Genomic DNA, 18907 nt, shown 5'->3' with positions numbered 1-18907 from the left:
GACGCAAAACTATATCTGCGTAAAATTAAGGCAGCAGGAATTTCAAGACGATGACAGGCGATGAAAACAGTGGCGCAATGGTTGAGGGCGAGGACACCTCGCTTCTGATCGTCGATGACGACAAACCGTTTCTGACCCGTCTGGCCCGCGCCATGGAAACCAGGGGGTTCGTGGTCGAAACGGCCGAGAGCGTCGAGGAGGCGGTCGGCAAGGCACGCGCCAATCCGCCCGCCTACGCGGTGGTCGATATGCGGCTTGGCGACGGCAACGGCCTCGACGTCGTGGCCGCCATCCGTGAGAAGCGCGAGGATTCCCGCGCGATTATCCTGACCGGCTATGGCAACATCGCCACCGCGGTGACGGCGGTGAAGCTCGGCGCCGTCGACTATCTATCGAAGCCGGCCGACGCCGACGACGTCTTTGCCGCGCTCACCCGCACGGCCGGCGAGCGCGCCGCACCCCCGGAAAATCCGATGTCGGCCGACCGCGTGCGCTGGGAGCACATCCAGCGTGTCTACGAAATGTGCGAGCGCAACGTCTCCGAGACCGCGCGCCGCCTCAACATGCATCGCCGCACCCTGCAGCGCATCCTGGCCAAGCGCGCGCCGCGCTAGGAGCGCGATGCGCTGAGCATTCCTTCGGACCGGTTTCTGCTTACGGGGAAGCATCCAATTGTCGAACTCGGCCCCGCCCCTCATTGCCCTGCCGGGCATTTCTCCCCGTATAGTGACGGGGAGAAAGAGGCTGGCCGCAACGCTGGCGCCCATTCCGCAACGCTGGCGATTGGCGAAACCGGCGATGACAGCGTCCCTCTCCCCGTCACTATACGGGGAGAGGATGCCGGCAGGCAGGTGAGGGGCGGCGCCAGCGTTTGGAAAGGCAACGGAGGGTGACATGCGGGACTTGAAACAGCGGCCGGTTTCCGTCTTGCGCGAATTTCTCGACAGCGAGGCGGCCGGCGGCATCATGCTGATGGTAGCGGCGGCATTGGCCTTGATCGTCGCCAACTCACCGCTCTCCGGAACCTATTTTGCCGTCCTCCACGCCTATCTCGGCCCGCTCAGCGTGTCGCATTGGGTCAATGACGGGCTGATGGCGGTATTCTTCCTGCTCGTCGGCCTGGAGATCAAGCGCGAGATGCTGGACGGCCAGCTCTCGACCTGGCCGCGCAGGGTGCTGCCCGGCATCGCGGCGGCCGGCGGCATGGTGGTGCCGGCGCTGGCCTATGTCGCCATCAACCGTGACAATGCGGGCGCGCTGTCCGGTTGGGCGATCCCGACCGCTACCGACATCGCCTTCGCGCTCGGCGTGCTATCGCTGCTTGGCAGCCGCGTGCCGGCCTCGCTGAAAATCTTTCTCACCGCCCTTGCCATCATCGACGATCTCGGCGCGGTGATCATCATCGCGATCTTCTACACGAGCGGTCTGTCGCTTGCCTATTTGGGCGCCGCCTTCGCGGTGATCGCCGCGCTTGTCGTGCTCAACCGCATGCGGGTGATGAGCCTCGTGCCTTACCTCGTGCTCGGTGCGATCCTGTGGGTGCTGGTGCTGAAGTCGGGCGTGCATGCCACGCTTGCCGGCGTGGCGCTGGCGCTAACCATTCCGCTCGAACGCACAGCCGGCATCGAACACGATCTCGACCATTCGCCGCTGCACCGGCTCGAGCACGGCCTGCACGCAATAGTGCCCTTCGTCGTCATCCCCATCTTCGGCTTTGCCAATGCCGGCGTTTCGCTGGCGGGCCTCAGCGTCGGCGCGCTGTTCGAGCCGCTGACGCTCGGCGTTGCCGCCGGCCTCGTCGTCGGCAAGCTGGTCGGCGTGTTCGGCTCCTCCGCGCTTGCCATCCGCTTCGGTCTCGCCGACCTGCCGGCCCATGCCGGCTGGCTGCACATGATCGGCATCTCGCTGCTGTGCGGCATCGGCTTCACCATGAGCCTGTTCATCGGCCTGCTCGCCTTCGCCAGCGACACGGCGCTGCAGGACGCGGTCAAGGTCGGCATTCTCTCCGGCTCCCTGGTCGCAGCGCTGCTCGGCGCGGCCGTCCTGCTGATGGCGCCGGCGGCGAGCGGGGCGGATGAAGGCGAGGAGTAGAGGTCCACAAGCGCAGGTTCTGCGAGGCAGCCTACTCGCTCTCCCCCTCCAGCGCCGGCACGGCCACCCCGGCGAGCTCCGCCGCCAGCAGCCGCGCGGCGCCGGCCCGCGCGATCCGCAGCATCAGCGCCTTGCGCGTCGCCGCCACCATGCGGTGCTCGGGCGCCTCGCGCAAAATCTCGGCGCCATAGCCGTCGGAGAGGATGAAGCCGCATTCTTCGGGAAAAATCTCCGCCGGCACGCCGGGATGGGTGGCGAAGAAGAAGCGGTCCGAGTGCAGCCGGTAGTCGGGCCATTTGCGGTCGACACGAAAATCCTCGACCGAGGATTTGATCTCGATGATCCATATGTCGCCGTGGCGGGTCAGCGCGACGAGGTCGGCGCGGCGGCCGGTCGCCAGCGACAGTTCAGGCAGCACATGCGCGCCCATTTCGCGGAGCAGGCGCTGCACCCCGCGCCGCACCAGCATGGCGCGTTCGGACTGGCGACCATCGATGAGCGGGTTCAGGGGAATCGGTGAGATGATTGGCATGACGGGACCATGCCAGATTTTGTTCACGATTTGAACCCGTACCGCTCATTTGGTGGCCACCCAAATCAATGGGTGCTCGATAGCATGAGCAGGCACGGAGAACCGTATGGCCACCTTCACTTTCCGTGATGGGTGAACGTGGCGGGACGACCTACGGCGCGGGAGAAGTCCTGGCGTTTATGAGCGACCAGGCCCCGTCGTTTCGATCGTAACCGGCACGCCCTGGCGCAACGAGTTGCTGACCGTGGAAACCACGCTTGCACGGTCAATGATCCTTTGGGGATCGGACCCGTCCAAGGTCTCGCAGGAAACCGTCATCCTTGCTGCGGTCGCCAGCAGGGGCTTGCCGTCGAGGTCAAGCCTCACCGAGACGGCGATCCTGCCGAGTTTCACGCCGATCTCGTCGGCGACATAGCGAAGGTCGTTGCAGAAGCAGCCGCCAATCGCCAGCGCCAGCAGCTGGCCGCCATTGAAGCCCAGGCCCATGCCGCCGGCCTTGCCCTCGGGCCGGTCGACGACGATCGTGTGGCCGCCGGCCCAGCCCATGGCGGCTTCGGTGCCTTCGACATTGTGCAGTTCGACAGTCATCGAGGCCATCGGCATCCTCCCTCCGTAGCCGAGAGGCGTCGGGCCTGGCCGGCACGGATCTATGCGACCGTGACGGCTTTATCGCCGAGCGGCGCGGTTCCCGCAATGTCATCGATGATCGGGCAGTCCGGCCGGTCGTCGCCATGGCAGGCCTGGACGAGCTTCTGCAGGGTCGATCGCATCGACTGCAGCTCGCGCACCTTCTCCTCGATCGCCCTGACATGGGCGGTGGCGATCTCGCGCACGTCGTGGCTGGCGCGGCTGCGGTCCTGGTAAAGCGCCATCAACTGGCGGCAATCGTCGATGGAAAAGCCCAGGTTGCGGGCACGGCGCAGGAAGGTCAGCCGATGGATGTCGTCGCCCGAATAGTCGCGATAGCCGTTGCCGGCACGCGCAGGCGCGATCAGGCCAATTTCCTCATAGTAGCGGATGGTCTTGGCTGGCAGACCGGAACGCTGGGCGGCGTCGCCGACATTCATGGTTGTTCCTCGATTCCTGCTGGCCCGAGAGTCATGGCCATTGAATTTCCTTCACAATCCGGTGAAGGCTGTTGCCGAAATGCCGCAGTTGCTGGCTTACCGGCAGGTGAGGTCTTGCATATAGGCATCGCGTACTTGGCAAGCAAAGCAAATGCCAGCATGAATGATGGCAAGAAAGCGGCCGACTCGTGCCGCGGATGTTTGGCGGGGCACGGATCACCTCATGCGCATGAAGTCGCTTGCAGTAATTGCCGCACTGGCGCTGTCGACCGCACTCGCCGGTTGCAGCACCATTGGCGGGCAGATATTCTCCAACGACTATGGCGCGGTGACCGACGCCGGCTACCAGCTGCCGCGCATCCCGATCGAAAAGGTGCCCGCGAAGTATCACCGGCAGGAGGTGAACTACGACACCAAGGAAAAGCCGGGCACCATCATCGTCGATACACAGAACAAGTTCCTCTACTTCGTCGAGGGTGACGGCCGGGCAATTCGCTACGGCATCGGCGTCGGCCGCGAGGGCTTCGAGTGGCATGGCACCGCCCATGTCGCCATCAAGCGCGAATGGCCGACCTGGACGCCGCCGTCGCAGATGATCAAGCGCCAGCCGGAACTCGCCAAGTTCGCCGGCGGCATGGAGCCGGGCCTGAAGAACCCGCTCGGCGCGCGCGCTCTGTACCTGTTCAACAAGGGCGGTGACATGGGCTATCGCCTGCATGGCAGCCCGGAATGGAACTCGATCGGCAAGGCGATGTCGTCGGGCTGCATCCGGCTGATGAACCAGGACATCATCGACCTTTACGATCGCGCCGAGGTCGGCGCCAAGGTCATCGTTCTCTGACCGTGACCGCGAGGTTCATGGTCAAAACCGTTCGTACGCGGACCGTCTAGGCAACAACGGACGTCCCCAACAAAAAACCGGGCAATTCGGCCCGGTTTTTTGTTGCTTGCTTTTTGAGAATCGTCGCCGCGCTCGGCGAAGACGAATGGTCAGGCGACCTGTTCGACCTGCTGGACCTCGGGAACGAAGTGGCGGAGCAGGTTCTGGATGCCGTGCTTCAGCGTCGCCGTCGATGACGGGCAGCCGGCGCAGGCGCCCTTCATGTGCAGGAACACGGTGCCGTTCTCGAAGCCGCGGAAGGTGATGTCGCCGCCATCCTGGGCCACTGCCGGGCGCACCCGTGTGTCGAGCAGCTCCTTGATGGTGATGACGAGTTCCTCGTCGGCCTTGTCGTAGAACTCGCCGGTCTGGCTAGTCTCCGCGGCGGGGCCGGCATTGGCCATGACAGGCGCGCCGGACATGAAATGCTCCATGATGGCGCCCAGGATCGCCGGCTTCAGATGCTGCCAGTCGGGCCCGTCCTTGGTCACGGTGATGAAGTCGTAGCCGAAGAAGACGCCGGTGACGCCCGGTATTTCGAACAGCCGGCCGGCCAGCGGCGAGGCCGTCGCCGCACTATCGGCATCACGGAAATCGGCGGTGCCTTCCAAAAGCACTTCCTTGCCGGGCAGGAATTTCAGCGTCGCCGGGTTTGGCGTCGATTCGGTCTGGATGAACATGGCCGTCTCCGTGCCCGTCTCGGGCAGATAGTTTGGAATAATTCTAAATAAGCTCTATCGGCTGGACATTCAAGCGAAACGCGTCGCCCGAACGGCTGGCTGGCGGAATGTTTTTGCGACTCCTGCCAAGCACTATGAAGTGTGTCGAGATTCGGGTCAGGCCGAGTCGAAAATGGTGGTTTCCGAGAACCGGAGCGGAGCGTACTTGAAGTACGTGAGCACCGGAAGCGCAGGAACCCGCCATTTGTAGGCCGGCATCACCCGAATATCGATACACTTCAGGCGAGGCTGTCGATCTCCTCGTCCGAAAGGTTTTGCGGCACCACGGTCACCGGGATAGGGAAGGCGGCGCCCTTGCCGGCCACCGCGCCGACCAGCGGCCCGGGCCCTTCCTTGCCGGCGCCGGCCGCCAGCACCAGGATGGCGATATCCTGGTCTTCCTCGATCAGCTTGTGGATCTCTTCGGTGGGCTTGCCCTCGCGCACCACCATCTCCGGTTCGATGCCGAGCTTCTGGCGCACCTTGTTGGCATAGCTGTCGAGCGCGGTGCGTGCGGTGGCGGTCGCCTCCTCGCGCATGATCTTCTCGACGCCCAGCCAGTGCTGGAAATCGTCCGGTTCGATGACATAGAGCAGCACCAGCACGCCGCTGGTGCTCAGCGCCCGCTTCGAGGCGTAGGCGACGGCGCGCTCGCATTCGGGCGTATCGTCGATGATCGCCAGGAACTTCCGGCGATGTCCGGCTTCGCGGCTGAGGCGTTTGGAGACCATGTCTATTTACTCGATGTCATTTCGGCCGCAATCTGCCACTGCGGCTGACCGGCGGCAAGCCGCCGGTCTTTGGCCGGTATGGTGCGGGGCATAAGGATGCGGATCAGTCCTGCAGCAGCCCGATGATGTCGCGCACCGTCTTCATCGTCGCTTCGGCCAGCACGCCGGCGCGCTCGCCGCCGTCCCGCAGTACCGCGTCGACATAGGCGCGGTCATCGGAAATGCGGCGCATTTCGGCGGCGACGGGAGCCAGTTTTTCGACCGCCAGGTCGGCCAGTGCCGGCTTGAACACCGAAAACTGCTGGCCGCCGAACTCCTTCAGCACCGCCTCTTTCGATATGTCGGCAAGGCCGGCATAAATGCCGACCAGGTTTTCCGCTTCCGGCCGGGTGGCGAGGCCGTCCACTTCGCTCGGCAAGGCTTCCGGATCGGTCTTGGCCTTGCGGATCTTCTTGGAGATGGCGTCGGCATCGTCGGTCAGATTGATGCGCGACAGATCCGACGGGTCCGACTTCGACATCTTCTTGGAGCCGTCGCGCAGGCTCATGATGCGCGCCGCCGGCCCGCCGATGACCGGCTCGGTGATCGGAAAGTAGCCGTTCACAATTTCCTCTCCGACCTGCATCTCGACGCCGACGCCAAGACCGGCGATGCGGTCCGAAAAGTCGTTGTTGAATTTCTGGGCGATGTCGCGCGTCAGTTCCAGATGCTGCTTCTGGTCCTCGCCGACCGGCACATGGGTGGCGCGGTAGAGCAGGATGTCGGCTGCCATCAGCGAGGGATAGGCAAGCAGGCCGAGCGAGGCGTTCTCGCGGTCCTTGCCGGCCTTGTCCTTGAACTGCGTCATCTTGTTCATCCAGCCGATGCGCGCCACGCAGTTGAAAATCCAGGCGAGCTCGGCGTGCTGCATCACCCGCGACTGGTTGAACACGATGTGCTTCTTCGGATCGATGCCGGAGGCCAGGAATGCCGCGGTGATGGAGCGCGTCTGGTCCTTGAGGTCGTCATAAACCAGCTGGGCCGTCAGCGAATGCAGGTCGACGACGCAGTAGATGCAGTCGGACGTCTCTTGCAGGGCGACGAATTTCTTGATGGCGCCGAGATAGTTGCCAAGATGCAGATTGCCGGTCGGCTGGACGCCGGAGAAGACGAGTGGCTTGAAGGCGGACATGGTTTCCTCGTGGCTTGTGGAGGGCCGTATAAGCGTGATTCCGAAAAGTTGCAGACTTTTCGGAGCCAATCACGCGGCTGGAAACCGCGTGCGGCGAAAGTCTTGCGACGGCGCGCTTATGGACGAACATGACGCTGCGATCAAGACTGCTATTGCAGTCGGGCTGCCCGGCCTACTCGTCCAGCTCGGCGTTTACGGCTGGTGGTGTCGCTTTGCCTGAGCCGCGCTTCACATTGCGGCGGATCATGCCGAAATCGGCGCCGCCGCTGGCAAAGGCCGTGACGAAGTAGAGCAGCGCCCCGCCGGCCACCAGCCCCAGCAGCGTCGTCGCCTTGACGACCAGCGGCGAGCCGGAGCCGAGGCTGGCGCTCAGCCAGTGTTCGGCGAAATAGAGGGCGACGCCCATCACCCCCGCCGAGAGCACCAGACGCGGAATGCGCTTCAGAAGCGGCACGTCGCGGCCCCAATGGCCGCGCCGGATCAGCACCCCGAGCAGCATCAGCGCGTTGACCCAGCCGGCCACCGCCGAGGCCACGGCGATGCCGGGCGCGCCCATCCTCGGAAACAGCGTCAGCGCGGTGGCGACGTTCACCGCCACCGAGATGGCGGCGAAGATCATTGGCGTGCGTGTGTCCTCGCGGGCGAAATAGCCCGGGGTGAACGCCTTGATCAGCACGAAGGCCGGCAGGCCAAGCCCGAAGATCGCCAGGATCGCCGCCACGACAGGCGTCGAATGGTTGGCGGCGAACGCGCCGCGCTCATAGACCAGCCGCACGATCGGCTCAGACATGACCCAGAGCGCCACCGCAGCCGGCAAGGTCATGAACAAGGTGAATTCGACCGAGCGGTTTTGCAGATTGGCCGCCTCGATCAGATTGCCCGACTTCAGCGCCCGCGACAGTTCCGGCAACAGCACGATCGCAACGGCGACGCCGACCACGCCAAGTGGCAGCTGGTAGACGCGGTCGGCATAGGCGAGCGAGGAGACGGCGCTGTCCTGCGCCGACGCGATGGCGGTGCCGATCAGCTGGTTGATCTGGGTGATGCCGCCGGTGATCGCCGCCGGCAGCGCCAGGATCAGGAGCCGCTTCACGTTCGGCGTCATCTTCGGCCGGCGGAAACCGATCGAGATCCCCGCGTTGCGAACCGCCACCCAGACGATGGCGAGCTGCACGAGGCCCGCCGCCAGAACGCCCCAGGACAGGCTGAAGCCGACGGCATGCGCATCCAGCCCATGATACCAGGCATAGCCAAGCACGCTGATCAGGATGATGTTGAGAAAGGCAGGCGCGATCGCCGCGGCGAAATAGCGGCGCAGCGAATTCAGCATGCCCGCCATCATGGCGGCCAGCGACATGCAGATGAGATAGGGGAACATGATCGTCGCCAGCGTGACGGTCGTCTCGAACTTCCCCGGCGTGTCGGCGAAACCCGGCGCCACCAGGTAGCGCACGATCAGCGGCATCGCCAGTTCCATGGCGATGGTCAGCGCCAGCAGCGCCGTGAACAGCACCCCGAACACTTCCTCTGAAAAGCGCTTGGCGCCGTCGGTGCCGTGCGTCTCGATCTCCTTGGCGAACAGCGGCACGAAGGCGGCGTTGAAGGCGCCTTCGGCGAACAGCCGGCGAAAGGTGTTGGGAAACTGGAAGGCGGCGTTGAAGGCGTCGGCCACCGGTCCGGTGCCCAGTGCTGCCGCCATCAGCATCTCGCGGCCGAAACCGAGCGCGCGGCTCATCAGCGTGCCGGAAGCGACCGTTGCGAATTTCTTGACGAGGCTCATGCGTTTGGAGACTGCCTGCGCGATTGGGACAAAGTGATGGTGGCGCTCACTCGGCGGCCGCCTTGGTCCTGCTGCCGCGTTCGGAGGCCGTGCCCTCGAGCGTCGCCGTCAGCCGGTTGCGGATGGTGGTGGTGCGTGACGGGCTGTCGATCTTCTGGCCGGTGAGATCGGTGACATAGAACGTATCGATCACCTTTTCGCCGAAGGTGGTGATGTGGGCCGACGCGATGTCGAGCGACAGGTCGGACAGCGTTCCGGTGATCTCCGACAACAGGCCCGGCCGGTCCAGCCCTTCGACCTCGATCACCGAAAATCGGTTCGACAGCGTGTTGCGGATTTCGGCGCGCGGCGCGATCCGGAAGACCTTGGCGCCGCGCTTGGGTTTGGTGCGCTTCTCGATCATCTCCGGGAGCCAGCTCTTGCCCGACAGCACGTCCTCGATCAGCCGCCCGACGCGCTCGGCACGCCGGCGCTCGTCCTCGTCGCGGTCGAACTCCCTCGAGATCAGGATCGTGTCCAGCGCGCGGCCGTCCGAGGTGGTGAAGATCTGCGCGTCGACGATGTTGCCGCCGGCCGCCGCACAGGCGCCGGCGATCACCGACAGCAGGCGCGGATGGTCCTGCGCCAAAACGGTGATCTCGGTCACCGCCTCGAACTGGTGCGTCTTGACCATGGTGGCAAGCTTGTTGCCGGACGCATCCGCCTCGCGGATGAATTCGGCGTGGCGAAGCTGGTCCGGCAGGTCGACGGTCAGCAGGTAATTCTCATAGTGCAGGCCGACATAGCGTTTGCGGATCTTGTCGGGCCAGCCGGCGAGCGCTTCGGCCAGGCACTCGCGCGCCGCCGCCGTGCGCTGGGCGCGCGACACTTCCGAGAAGCCGCCGGTGAGCAGCAGTTCGGTCTCGTAGTACAGCGTGCGCAGCAACTGGCCCTTCCAACCGTTCCAGACGCCCGGTCCGACGCCCCTGATGTCGCAGACGGTGAGGATGAGAAGCAGCTTCAGCCGCTCGACGGACTGCACGATCGAGGCGAAGTCCTCGATCGTCTTGCGATCGTTGAGATCGCGCGTCTGCGCCGTCATCGACATGACCAGATGGTTCTCGACCAGCCAGGCCACCGTTTCGGTGTCGGCGGTCGAAAGTCCCATATGCGGGCAGATGCGCCGGGCGATCCGCGCGCCGGCTTCCGAATGGTCCTCCGGCCTGCCCTTGGCGATGTCGTGCAGCAGCACGGCGACGTAGAGCGCTTCGCGGCTCTTTCTCAGTCCCGGCATCAGCGAATGCGACAGCGGATGCACCTTCTCGCCGTCGCCGCGCTCGATCTCGGCCAGCACGCCGATGCAGCGGATCAGATGCTCGTCGACCGTGTAGTGGTGGTACATCGAGAACTGCATCATGGCGACGATCTTGCCGAAATCAGGGATCAGCCGGCCCAGCAGCCCCGCCTCGTTCATGCGGCGCAGGTTGAGCTCGGCATTGCGGTCCGAGGTCAGGATGTCGAGGAACAGCCGGTTGGCCTCCTCGTCGCGCCGGAGCGATTTGTTGACCAGGCCGAGCGAGCGGGTGAGCAGCTTCAGCGCGTCGGGGTGAAACTCCAGCCCGTGCTTGTCGGCGAACCAGAACAGCCTGAGCAGATTGACCGGATCGCGCTCGAACACCTGGTCGTCGGCGATGTTGATACGGTGGTTGTCGACGATGAAATCCGACGTGCCGGCAAGCTTGCGCTTGCGGCGCTGGAAGGTGAGGAAGATGCGGTTGAAGCCCGGCACATGCTTGGCCTGCTCCTCTTCGAGCGCGGCGCAGAAGATGCGGGTCAGGTCGCCGACATCCTTGGCGACGAGGAAATAGTGCTTCATGAAGCGCTCGACCGCCGACAGGCCGGGATGCGTGGTGTAGCCCAGCCGCTCCGCGATCTCGCGCTGGATGTCGAAATGCAGCCGCTCCTCGGCCTTGCCGGTGAGGAAGTGCATGTGGCAGCGCACGGCCCACAGGAAATCCTCGGCCTTCTGGAATTCGCGGTATTCGGCCTGCGTGAAGACGCCCTTCTCGACCAGCTCCTCGCCGGTGCGCACCCGGTAGAAATATTTGCCGATCCAGAACAGCGTCTGCAGGTCGCGCAGGCCGCCCTTGCCGTCCTTGACGTTGGGCTCGACCAGATAGCGGCTTTCGCCGGCCTTGGCATGGCGCTCGTCGCGTTCGGCGAGCTTGGCCTGCACATATTCCGGTCCGGTGGTGCGCACCACCTCATGGTCGAAGCGCAGCATCAGTTCGTCGTAGAGCTTCTGCTCACCCCACAGGAAGCGCGCTTCCAGGATCGAGGTGCGGATGGTGATGTCGGTGCGCGACAGCCTGAGGCATTCCTCGATGTTGCGGGTCGCGTGGCCGACCTTCAGCCCGAGGTCCCACAGCATGTAGAGCATGTATTCGACTGTCTGTTCGCCCCACGGCGTCTGCTTGTAGGGCAGCAGGAACAGGAGGTCGATGTCGGATCCCGGCGCCAGCGTGCCGCGCCCATAGCCGCCGACCGCGACGACGGCCATGCGTTCGGCGACCGACCGGTTCTTTACCCGGTAGACATGGGTCGCGACAAAATCGTAGAGCGCCCGGATCAGCTCATCCATCAGATGCGACAGCCGCTCGGCGCAGGCATTGCCGCCGCCATCCTGCTTCAGCATGGCCTCGGCTGTTTTGCGGCCCGCGGCGAGCCGGCCCTTGAGAAGCTGGAGAACCCCGGCGCGGGCGGCCGATCCGGAGCCGTCCCCGGTCGTGGCCGCCGTCAGCGCGGTCATCTCGCGGCGCAAGGCGTCGCCGTCGATCAGTTCATCGAGCTTCAAGGAGATTTTCGCCATGGTACCGGTTGGCCTTGCCTTTTGGGCGGCGTCTATAGCGCGTTTCCGCGGCGCTGGGTATGGGGGCGGGTTGACGCGTTTCCATGGTGCGGGACACCCGCGACAATAAAATTCAAGCCAGTCCTTGACCTTCCAGTTACTGGAAGGACTACCTCCGGCTCGAAGCAGTTTGATAGAGGCATTCGAAATGACGCATTCAGATCACGATCATCACGCGCATGGTGGTTGCTGCGCGGCAAAAGGTGCGGCCGTGGATGCGGGCGCCGTCACACGCGATCCGGTCTGCGGCATGACCGTCGATCCAGCCGCCGGCAAGCCGACATCGCAGCATGCTGGCCGTCTCTATCATTTCTGCAGCGAAAGCTGCCGTTCGAAATTCCGGGCCAAGCCGGAAACATACCTGACCGCCACCGACCCCGTCTGCGGCATGAGCGTGGACCGCGCCACGGCAAAGCATTTTCTGCGCCATGACGGCCAGGGCTTCTATTTCTGCTCCGCCGGCTGCAAGTCGAAATTCGAGGCGGCGCCGCAAACCTATCTCGGCGACAGACCGGCGCCGGAAGCGATGCCGAAGGGCACGCAATACACTTGCCCGATGCATCCCGAGATCATCCGTGACAAGCCCGGCTCCTGCCCGATCTGCGGCATGGCTCTCGAGCCGATGGGCGTTCCGACCGGTGACGAGGGGCCAAATCCCGAACTGGTCGATTTCACCAGGCGGTTCTGGGTCAGTGCGGTGCTCTCGGTGCCCCTTCTCATCGTCGCCATGGCGCCGATGATCGGTCTGTCGTTCGAGAAGCTGGTCGATGACCGGACAAAAGTCTGGATCGAGCTGGCGCTCGCGAGCCCGGTCGTGCTTTGGGCCGCATTTCCGTTCTTTCATCGTGGTTGGGATTCGATCCGCAACCGCAGCCCGAACATGTGGACGCTGATTTCGCTCGGCGTCGGTGCGGCCTATCTCTACAGCGTCGTCGCGACGCTGTTCCCGGACATTTTTCCGCATCAGTTCCGCGGCCATGGCGGGGCGGTGCCGGTCTATTTCGAGGCCGCAGCCGTCATCGTCGCGCTGGTCTTTCTCGGCCAGGTGCTGGAACTGCGCGCCCGCGAAAAGACCGGCTCGGCCATCCGCGCCCTGCTCGACCTTGCGCCCAAGACCGCCCGCCGCATAGGAGAGGACGGTTCGGAGAGCGATGTGCCGCTGGACAGCGTCAAGGCCGGCGAGCGCCTGCGCATCCGGCCCGGCGATGCCGTGCCGGTCGATGGCACCGTGCTCGAAGGCCGCTCTTCCATCGACGAATCCATGATCACGGGCGAACCGTTGCCGGTCGAGAAAGCCGAAGGTGATACCCTCACCGGCGGCACGCTCAACAAGAACGGCTCGCTGATCATGCGCGCCGAGCGGATCGGCGCCGAGACCACGCTCTCGCGCATCGTCGAGCTGGTCGCCAAGGCGCAGCGTTCGCGCGCCCCGATACAAGGCTTGGCCGACCGCGTTTCCTTCTACTTTGTCCCGGCTGTCGTTCTGGTCGCCATCGCCGCGTTCGCCGCCTGGGCGGTCTTCGGCCCAGAGCCCAGCCTGATCTTCGCCATCGTCTCGGCGGTCTCGGTGTTGATCATCGCCTGTCCCTGTGCTCTGGGCCTCGCCACGCCGATGTCGATCATGACCGCTACCGGACGCGGCGCGCATGCCGGCGTGCTGATCAAGGAGGCCGCCGCGCTCGAACGCTTCGCTTCCGTCGATACGCTGATCGTCGACAAGACGGGGACACTGACCGAAGGCCGGCCGAAACTGACGGATGTCGTGGCGGCCGATCGGTTTTCGGAGGAGGAATTGCTGGGCCTCGCCGCGAGCCTGGAGAAGGGCTCGGAGCATCCCCTGGCCGAGGCTATTGTCGAAGGCGCCGCGACCCGCGGTGTAAGGGTCGCCGAAGCCAATGGCTTCGAGGCGGTCACCGGCAAGGGTGTTTCCGGTGCCGTTTCGGGCAGGAATGTAGCGCTCGGCAACGCCGCGATGATGCGTGATCTCGGTGTCGACGTGTCCACCGTTTCGGCCGCGGCCAAGGCGCTGCAAGGCGATGGCAAGACGGCGATGTTCGTCGTCGTGGACAGGAAATTGGCCGGCATCGTGGCCGTCGCCGATCCGGTCAAGGCGACCACCGCCGAGGCGATCAAGGCCCTGCACGACAGCGGCTTGAGGATCATCATGGCGACCGGCGACAATGAGCGCACGGCAAACGCGATCGCCAGGAGTCTCGGCATCGACGAAGTCCGCGCCGGCCTGTTGCCGGAACAGAAGGGCGCGCTGGTCGAGGAATTGCGCGGCAAGGGCGCCGCCGTCGCCATGGCCGGCGACGGCGTCAACGACGCACCGGCCTTGGCCGCCGCCGATGTCGGTATCGCCATGGGCACCGGCGCCGATGTCGCCGTCGAAAGCGCCGGCATCACTTTGGTCAAGGGCGACCTCAACGGCATCGTGCGTGCCCGCACACTGGCGCAGGCGACCATCCGCAATATCAGGCAGAACCTGTTCTTCGCCTTCCTCTACAATGTGCTTGGCGTGCCGGTTGCGGCCGGCGTGCTCTATCCGCTGACCGGCACGCTGTTGTCGCCGATGCTGGCGGCGGCGGCGATGAGCCTGTCCTCGGTTTCAGTGATCGCCAATGCGTTGCGGCTGAGGACATTGAAACTTTGAGCCGATCCCCCAAATACGAAACCCGATCAACAGGAGACCATCAATGACCTTGGCCAAGAAAATCGTGCTGCTGCTGATGACGGCTGGAATGCTGGTTGCCGTCTTCCTCGAAAGCGTTCCCGCACAGAGCGAAGAGATGAAGCACGACATGGCCGGCATGGCGACGGGGGCGGAAGGCCCGTCGACCGCAGGCTACAAGGCGGCTATGGACAAGATGCACGCCGACATGATGGCCTCCAAATACACCGGCGATGCCGACGTCGAATTCGTCCGCGGCATGATCCCGCACCACCAGGGCGCCATCGACATGGCCAAGGTCGAACTCGCCAACGGCAAGGACCCCGAGATCCGCAAGCTGGCCGAGGCGGTCATCGCGGCGCAGGAAGCCGAGATCAAGCAGATGCAGGACTGGCTCGCCGCCCACCCGGTGAAGTAAGCTTTCTGGGCTCGGCGAGAACGCCTCTGGATTTCTCGCCCGGCCTGTGATGCGATCCGGTCTCAACGGGAGCCTGCCATGCCATCGAGCATCAGAACCACCACGCTGCCCTGCGGCGAAGCCATCCCCGTTCTCGGCCAGGGCACCTGGAAAATGGGCGAGGATTCGCGCCGCCGCGCGGAGGAGGTGAATGCCCTCAAGCTTGGCCTCGATCTCGGCGTCAAGCTGATCGACACCGCCGAAATGTACGCCAGCGGCGGCGCCGAGGAGGTGGTGGCCGAAGCCATTGCCGGGCAGCGTGCCGAGGTCTTCCTGGTCTCGAAGGTGCTGCCGTCCAACGCCTCGCGCGCCGGTGCGCAGCGCGCCTGCGAGAACAGCCTGAAGCGCCTCGCGACCGACCGCATCGATCTTTATCTGCTGCATTGGCCGGGCAGCGTGCCACTGGCGGAAACGGTCGAAGCCTTCGAGGCGCTGAAGAAAGCCGGCAAGATCCGCCACTGGGGCGTCAGCAATTTCGACACAGGGGAGATGGAAGAGCTGGTCGGCCTGCCCGACGGCGGCAACGTCCAGACCAACCAGGTGCTCTACAATCTGGTCCGGCGCGGCCTTGAGTTCGATCTGGCGCCCTGGAACCGGAAACGCGGAATTCCTCTTATGGCCTATTCGCCGGTCGAGCAGGGCGCCTTGGCGCGCAACGCCAGTTCAGACGCGGTCGCAGCCCGCCACGGTGCGACCGCGGCACAAATCGCACTGGCCTGGGTGATGCACCAGGATGGCGTCATCGCCATTCCCAAGGCCAGCAGCCAGGACCATGTCCGCCAGAATGTCGCGACACTCGACATCGAGCTTACGCGCGAAGACCTCGCCGACCTCGACCGCGCCTTCCCGCCGCCGAGCCGCAAACGCGGGCTGGAGATGATCTGAGCGTTGTCGGTGAAGCTGCCAATCTCCCCCCTCGAGGGGGGAGATTGGCGGTTTCGGCGATACCGCCGTGCCAGCAGGTTCAATTTACGTCCCCGCCAACCCCTTCAACCGATAAAGCGCTTCCAGCGCTTCCCTCGGCGTCATCTCATCGGGATTGATGTCACTGAGTGCGACGCCCAGCGCGTCGCTCTTGACCGGCTTCTGCGCTTCCCGCTTCACCGCCACTGAAAACAGCGGCAGGTCGTCGACCAGCCGGTTGGTCTTGCCCGAAACCTCGCCTTCCTCGAGCTGGTGCAGCACTTCCTTGGCACGGTCCACCACCGCCTCCGGCAGGCCGGCCAGCCGCGCCACCTGGACGCCGTAGGAGCGGTCGGCCGCGCCCTTGCCGACCTCGTGCAGGAAGACGACGTCGTTCTCCCATTCCTTGACCCGCATGGTGACGTTGTGGAGCCGCGCCAGCTTGCCGGCAAGCGAGGTCATTTCGTGGAAATGCGTGGCGAAGATCGCCCGGCAGCGGTTCTTCTCGTGCAGATATTCCACCGCGGCCCAGGCGATCGACAGGCCGTCGAACGTGGCGGTGCCGCGGCCGATCTCGTCGAGGATTACCAGCGCCCGTTCGCCGGCCTGGTTAAGGATCGCCGCCGTCTCGACCATCTCGACCATGAAGGTCGATCGGCCGCGCGCCAGATCGTCCGAGGCGCCGACGCGGGAAAAGAGGCGGTCGACGACGCCGATATGGGCCGATGTCGCCGGGACGAAAGAGCCGGTCTGGGCCAGGATGGCGATCAGCGCGTTCTGCCGCAGGAATGTTGATTTACCGCCCATATTGGGGCCGGTCAGCAGCCAGATCGCGCCGTTCTTGGCGCTGCCCTCCGGCGACAGGTCGCAGTCATTGGCCACGAACGGCCCTTCGCCCGAGCGCCGCAGCGCCTGTTCGACCACGGGATGGCGCCCACCCGAAATCTCGAAGGCAAGGCTGGCATCGACCAGCGGCCGGCACCAGGCCTCGCTTTCCGACAAAAGCGCGAGCGCCGCCGACACGTCCAGCACGGCGAGCGCATCGGCCGCGGCGCGGATCTTCTCCGCTTCGCCGACCGCTTCCGCCGTCAGCGCGTCGAAGGCGGCAAGCTCGATGCTCAGCGCCCGGTCGGCGGCATTGGCGATCTTTGTTTCCAGCTCCGCCAGCTCCGTCGTGGTGAAGCGCATGGCGTTGGCCATGGTCTGGCGATGGATGAAGCGCGCCTTGGCGCCATCGCTGCCGGTCATCACCGCGTGATGGTTGGCGGTCACCTCGATGTAGTAGCCGAGCACATTGTTGTGCCGGATCTTCAGGGACCGAATGCCGGTCTCCTCGATCAGCGAACGCTCCAGCCCGGCGATCACTTTTCGCGACTCGTCGCGTAGCGCCCGCATCTCGTCGAGCTCGGCGTTGTAGCCGCCTCGGATGAAGCCGCCGTCGCGCTTCAGCAGCGGCAGTTCCTCGCCAAGTGCCTGCGTCAGATGCCCGGCAAGCGCGTGCGGCAGCGCCCGGATGGCGGCGAGCGCCGCCGCCAATTCCTGGGGCAGGGCGGTCGCGGCAAAGACCTCCGCGATCGCGCCGGCCGCCTCGAAGGCGGCGCGCAGCGCGCCGAGGTCGCGCGGGCCGCCGCGGTTGAGCGCCAGCCGCGACAGCGCGCGCGGCATGTCGGCGACGCTCTTCAGGCTCGCTCGCACCGCCTGGCAAAGCCGCGTCTCGGAACGGAAGAACGACACCGAATCCAGCCGCGCGGCAATTGCCGCCGGATCGGTCAGCGGCGCCATCAGCCGATCGGCGAGCAGCCTGGCGCCGCCGCCGGTCACCGTGCGGTCGATCGCCTTGAACAATGAGCCTTCACGGCTACCCGACAGCGTGCGCAGCAGTTCCAGGTTGCCGCGCGTCGCCGGGTCGATGAACAAAGTCGAGCCGGCCTCCTCGCGCTCGGGCCGCGACAGCGGCGGCCGCTCGGCCTTCTGCGTCTTTTCGACATAGGCGATGGCGCCCGAGATCGCCGACAGCTCGGCGCGGGAAAACGCGCCGAAACTGTCCGGCGTCGCCACCTCGAAGAAGCGGGCGATGCGCCCGGCGGCCGAGGCCGAATCGAACAGGCTCGGCGGCTGCGGGTTGGCGACGCGGCCGAGCACGTCGAATACCGATCGCAATTCGGGATCGTGGAACACCGGCTCGGCGACGATCAGTTCGCGCGGATCGACGCGGAAGATGTCGGCCAGCAGCCGGTCGGCGGTGGTGTCTGTGACCCGGAAAGCCCCGGTCGAAATGTCGATCCAGGCCAGGGCAAAGCTCCCCTGGTTCCCGGTCGCGCCGCCGCGCTCCCCGCCTCTTGCATCGCTGCTGCCCTTCACCCGTCCCAGCGCCATCAGGAAGCTCGATTCCGACGGCGCCAGCAATTTGTCCTCGGTGATGGTGCCAGGCGTCACCAGCCGCACCACATCGCGGCGCACCACCGATTTGGAGCCGCGCTTCTTGGCTTCGGCCGGATCCTCGATCTGCTCGCAGACGGCAACGCGGAAACCCTGCGCGATCAGTTTCTGCAGATAGTCGTCCGCCGCATGCACTGGCACGCCGCACATCGGGATGTCGTGTCCCTGATGCTTGCCGCGCTTGGTCAGCACGATGCCGAGCGCCCGGCTCGCCTTCTCCGCATCCTCGAAGAACAGCTCGTAGAAATCGCCCATACGGTAGAACAGCAGCGAATCCGGGTTCGCCGCCTTGATCTCGATGAACTGCTCCATCATCGGCGTGACGCCGCCAGCGGCTGCCGGCGTGATCGCCTCGGGAGCGTCCGGTTCGTTTTGAATGTGCATGTTCATGCGCTCACGCTAGCAGATGTGGCGGCGGGGTTTAATGCCGGCCATTGGAAAAGCAGGGGAAGAACGGAGATCAACCACCATTGAACGCCATGCGTCCTTCCGACGCCAGTTCGGTAACGCTTGGCGGTTTACACGCGGCGGCGCGTAGTCTTAATTCGGAATCACACAAGGCACCCGCCTCAAGGAGGT

General features: G+C 65.0%; 15 protein-coding genes. 6 read left to right on the top strand and 9 right to left on the bottom strand.

The features are described from left to right. The first annotated feature begins 50 nt into the window (after window positions 1-50). Entirely contained in the window at window positions 51-614 is a 564-nt protein-coding gene (locus FJ949_RS16085) for an ActR/PrrA/RegA family redox response regulator transcription factor (protein ID WP_140497143.1), read from the top strand. 280 nt (window positions 615-894) lie between these two features. Then, window positions 895-2091 carry a Na+/H+ antiporter NhaA gene (nhaA, locus tag FJ949_RS16075; protein ID WP_140497141.1) on the top strand — a complete coding sequence of 399 codons (1197 nt, stop codon included), beginning with the start codon at window positions 895-897 and terminating at the stop codon, window positions 2089-2091. A gap of 31 nt (window positions 2092-2122) precedes the next feature. Here the strand turns inward: nhaA and FJ949_RS16070 are convergent, their stop codons facing one another. The 3 genes from FJ949_RS16070 to cueR all read right to left on the bottom strand — a co-directional run bounded on the left by FJ949_RS16070 (window position 2123) and on the right by cueR (window position 3690). After that, window positions 2123-2623 carry an MmcB family DNA repair protein gene (locus tag FJ949_RS16070; protein ID WP_140497303.1) on the bottom strand — a complete coding sequence of 167 codons (501 nt, stop codon included), beginning with the start codon at window positions 2621-2623 and terminating at the stop codon, window positions 2123-2125. A gap of 177 nt (window positions 2624-2800) precedes the next feature. Continuing rightward, complete coding sequence (locus FJ949_RS16065) at window positions 2801-3220, bottom strand: OsmC family protein (protein ID WP_140497139.1); 420 nt, start codon at window positions 3218-3220, stop codon at window positions 2801-2803. Window positions 3221-3270: 50 nt separating this feature from the next. Further along, window positions 3271-3690: a Cu(I)-responsive transcriptional regulator gene (gene cueR / locus FJ949_RS16060; RefSeq protein ID WP_140497137.1), complete on the bottom strand. Its 420-nt coding sequence runs from the start codon at window positions 3688-3690 to the stop codon at window positions 3271-3273. Between the two features lie 223 nt (window positions 3691-3913). Here cueR and FJ949_RS16055 point away from each other — a divergent pair, with 223 nt between their 5' ends. Further along, complete coding sequence (locus tag FJ949_RS16055; RefSeq protein ID WP_140497135.1) at window positions 3914-4531, top strand: L,D-transpeptidase; 618 nt, start codon at window positions 3914-3916, stop codon at window positions 4529-4531. Window positions 4532-4680: 149 nt separating this feature from the next. On the opposite strand, the gene FJ949_RS16050 is transcribed toward FJ949_RS16055, so the two are convergent. The 5 genes from FJ949_RS16050 to FJ949_RS16030 form a co-directional block, all read right to left on the bottom strand. Next, window positions 4681-5250: a NifU family protein gene (locus FJ949_RS16050; RefSeq protein ID WP_140497133.1), complete on the bottom strand. Its 570-nt coding sequence runs from the start codon at window positions 5248-5250 to the stop codon at window positions 4681-4683. 278 nt (window positions 5251-5528) lie between these two features. After that, window positions 5529-6020 carry a universal stress protein gene (locus FJ949_RS16045; protein WP_140497131.1) on the bottom strand — a complete coding sequence of 164 codons (492 nt, stop codon included), beginning with the start codon at window positions 6018-6020 and terminating at the stop codon, window positions 5529-5531. A gap of 103 nt (window positions 6021-6123) precedes the next feature. Next, a complete protein-coding gene (trpS, locus tag FJ949_RS16040) occupies window positions 6124-7191 on the bottom strand; it encodes a tryptophan--tRNA ligase (RefSeq protein ID WP_140497129.1) in 1068 nt (355 codons plus the stop codon). A 172-nt stretch (window positions 7192-7363) separates the two neighbouring features. Then, window positions 7364-8971 (bottom strand): murein biosynthesis integral membrane protein MurJ, encoded by a 1608-nt coding sequence (gene murJ / locus FJ949_RS16035; protein WP_140497127.1) that lies wholly within the window; start codon window positions 8969-8971, stop codon window positions 7364-7366. A gap of 46 nt (window positions 8972-9017) precedes the next feature. Further along, window positions 9018-11819, bottom strand: coding sequence for a [protein-PII] uridylyltransferase (locus tag FJ949_RS16030; protein WP_140497125.1), 2802 nt, complete (start codon window positions 11817-11819; stop codon window positions 9018-9020). Between the two features lie 187 nt (window positions 11820-12006). Between FJ949_RS16030 and FJ949_RS16025 the strand changes: the two genes are divergently transcribed. From FJ949_RS16025 to FJ949_RS16015, 3 genes are all read left to right on the top strand, one after another. Then, window positions 12007-14511, top strand: coding sequence for a heavy metal translocating P-type ATPase (locus FJ949_RS16025; protein WP_140497123.1), 2505 nt, complete (start codon window positions 12007-12009; stop codon window positions 14509-14511). Between the two features lie 43 nt (window positions 14512-14554). Beyond that, the gene (locus tag FJ949_RS16020) at window positions 14555-14947 is read left to right on the top strand and encodes a DUF305 domain-containing protein (protein ID WP_140497121.1); all 393 of its coding nucleotides are present in this window, start codon (window positions 14555-14557) and stop codon (window positions 14945-14947) included. Window positions 14948-15025: 78 nt separating this feature from the next. After that, complete coding sequence (locus tag FJ949_RS16015; RefSeq protein WP_140497119.1) at window positions 15026-15871, top strand: aldo/keto reductase; 846 nt, start codon at window positions 15026-15028, stop codon at window positions 15869-15871. Between the two features lie 84 nt (window positions 15872-15955). Here FJ949_RS16015 and mutS read toward each other — a convergent pair whose 3' ends face one another. Beyond that, the gene (gene mutS, locus FJ949_RS16010; RefSeq protein ID WP_140497117.1) at window positions 15956-18718 is read right to left on the bottom strand and encodes a DNA mismatch repair protein MutS; all 2763 of its coding nucleotides are present in this window, start codon (window positions 18716-18718) and stop codon (window positions 15956-15958) included. Window positions 18719-18907: the final 189 nt, after the last annotated feature.

It is taken from the genome of Mesorhizobium sp. B2-4-1 (assembly GCF_006442185.1).
In the GTDB taxonomy this organism is placed as follows: Bacteria; Pseudomonadota; Alphaproteobacteria; order Rhizobiales; family Rhizobiaceae; genus Mesorhizobium.
The sequence above is the reverse complement of the archived record's forward strand: the minus strand, read 5'-3'. Positions and strand labels throughout refer to the sequence as shown.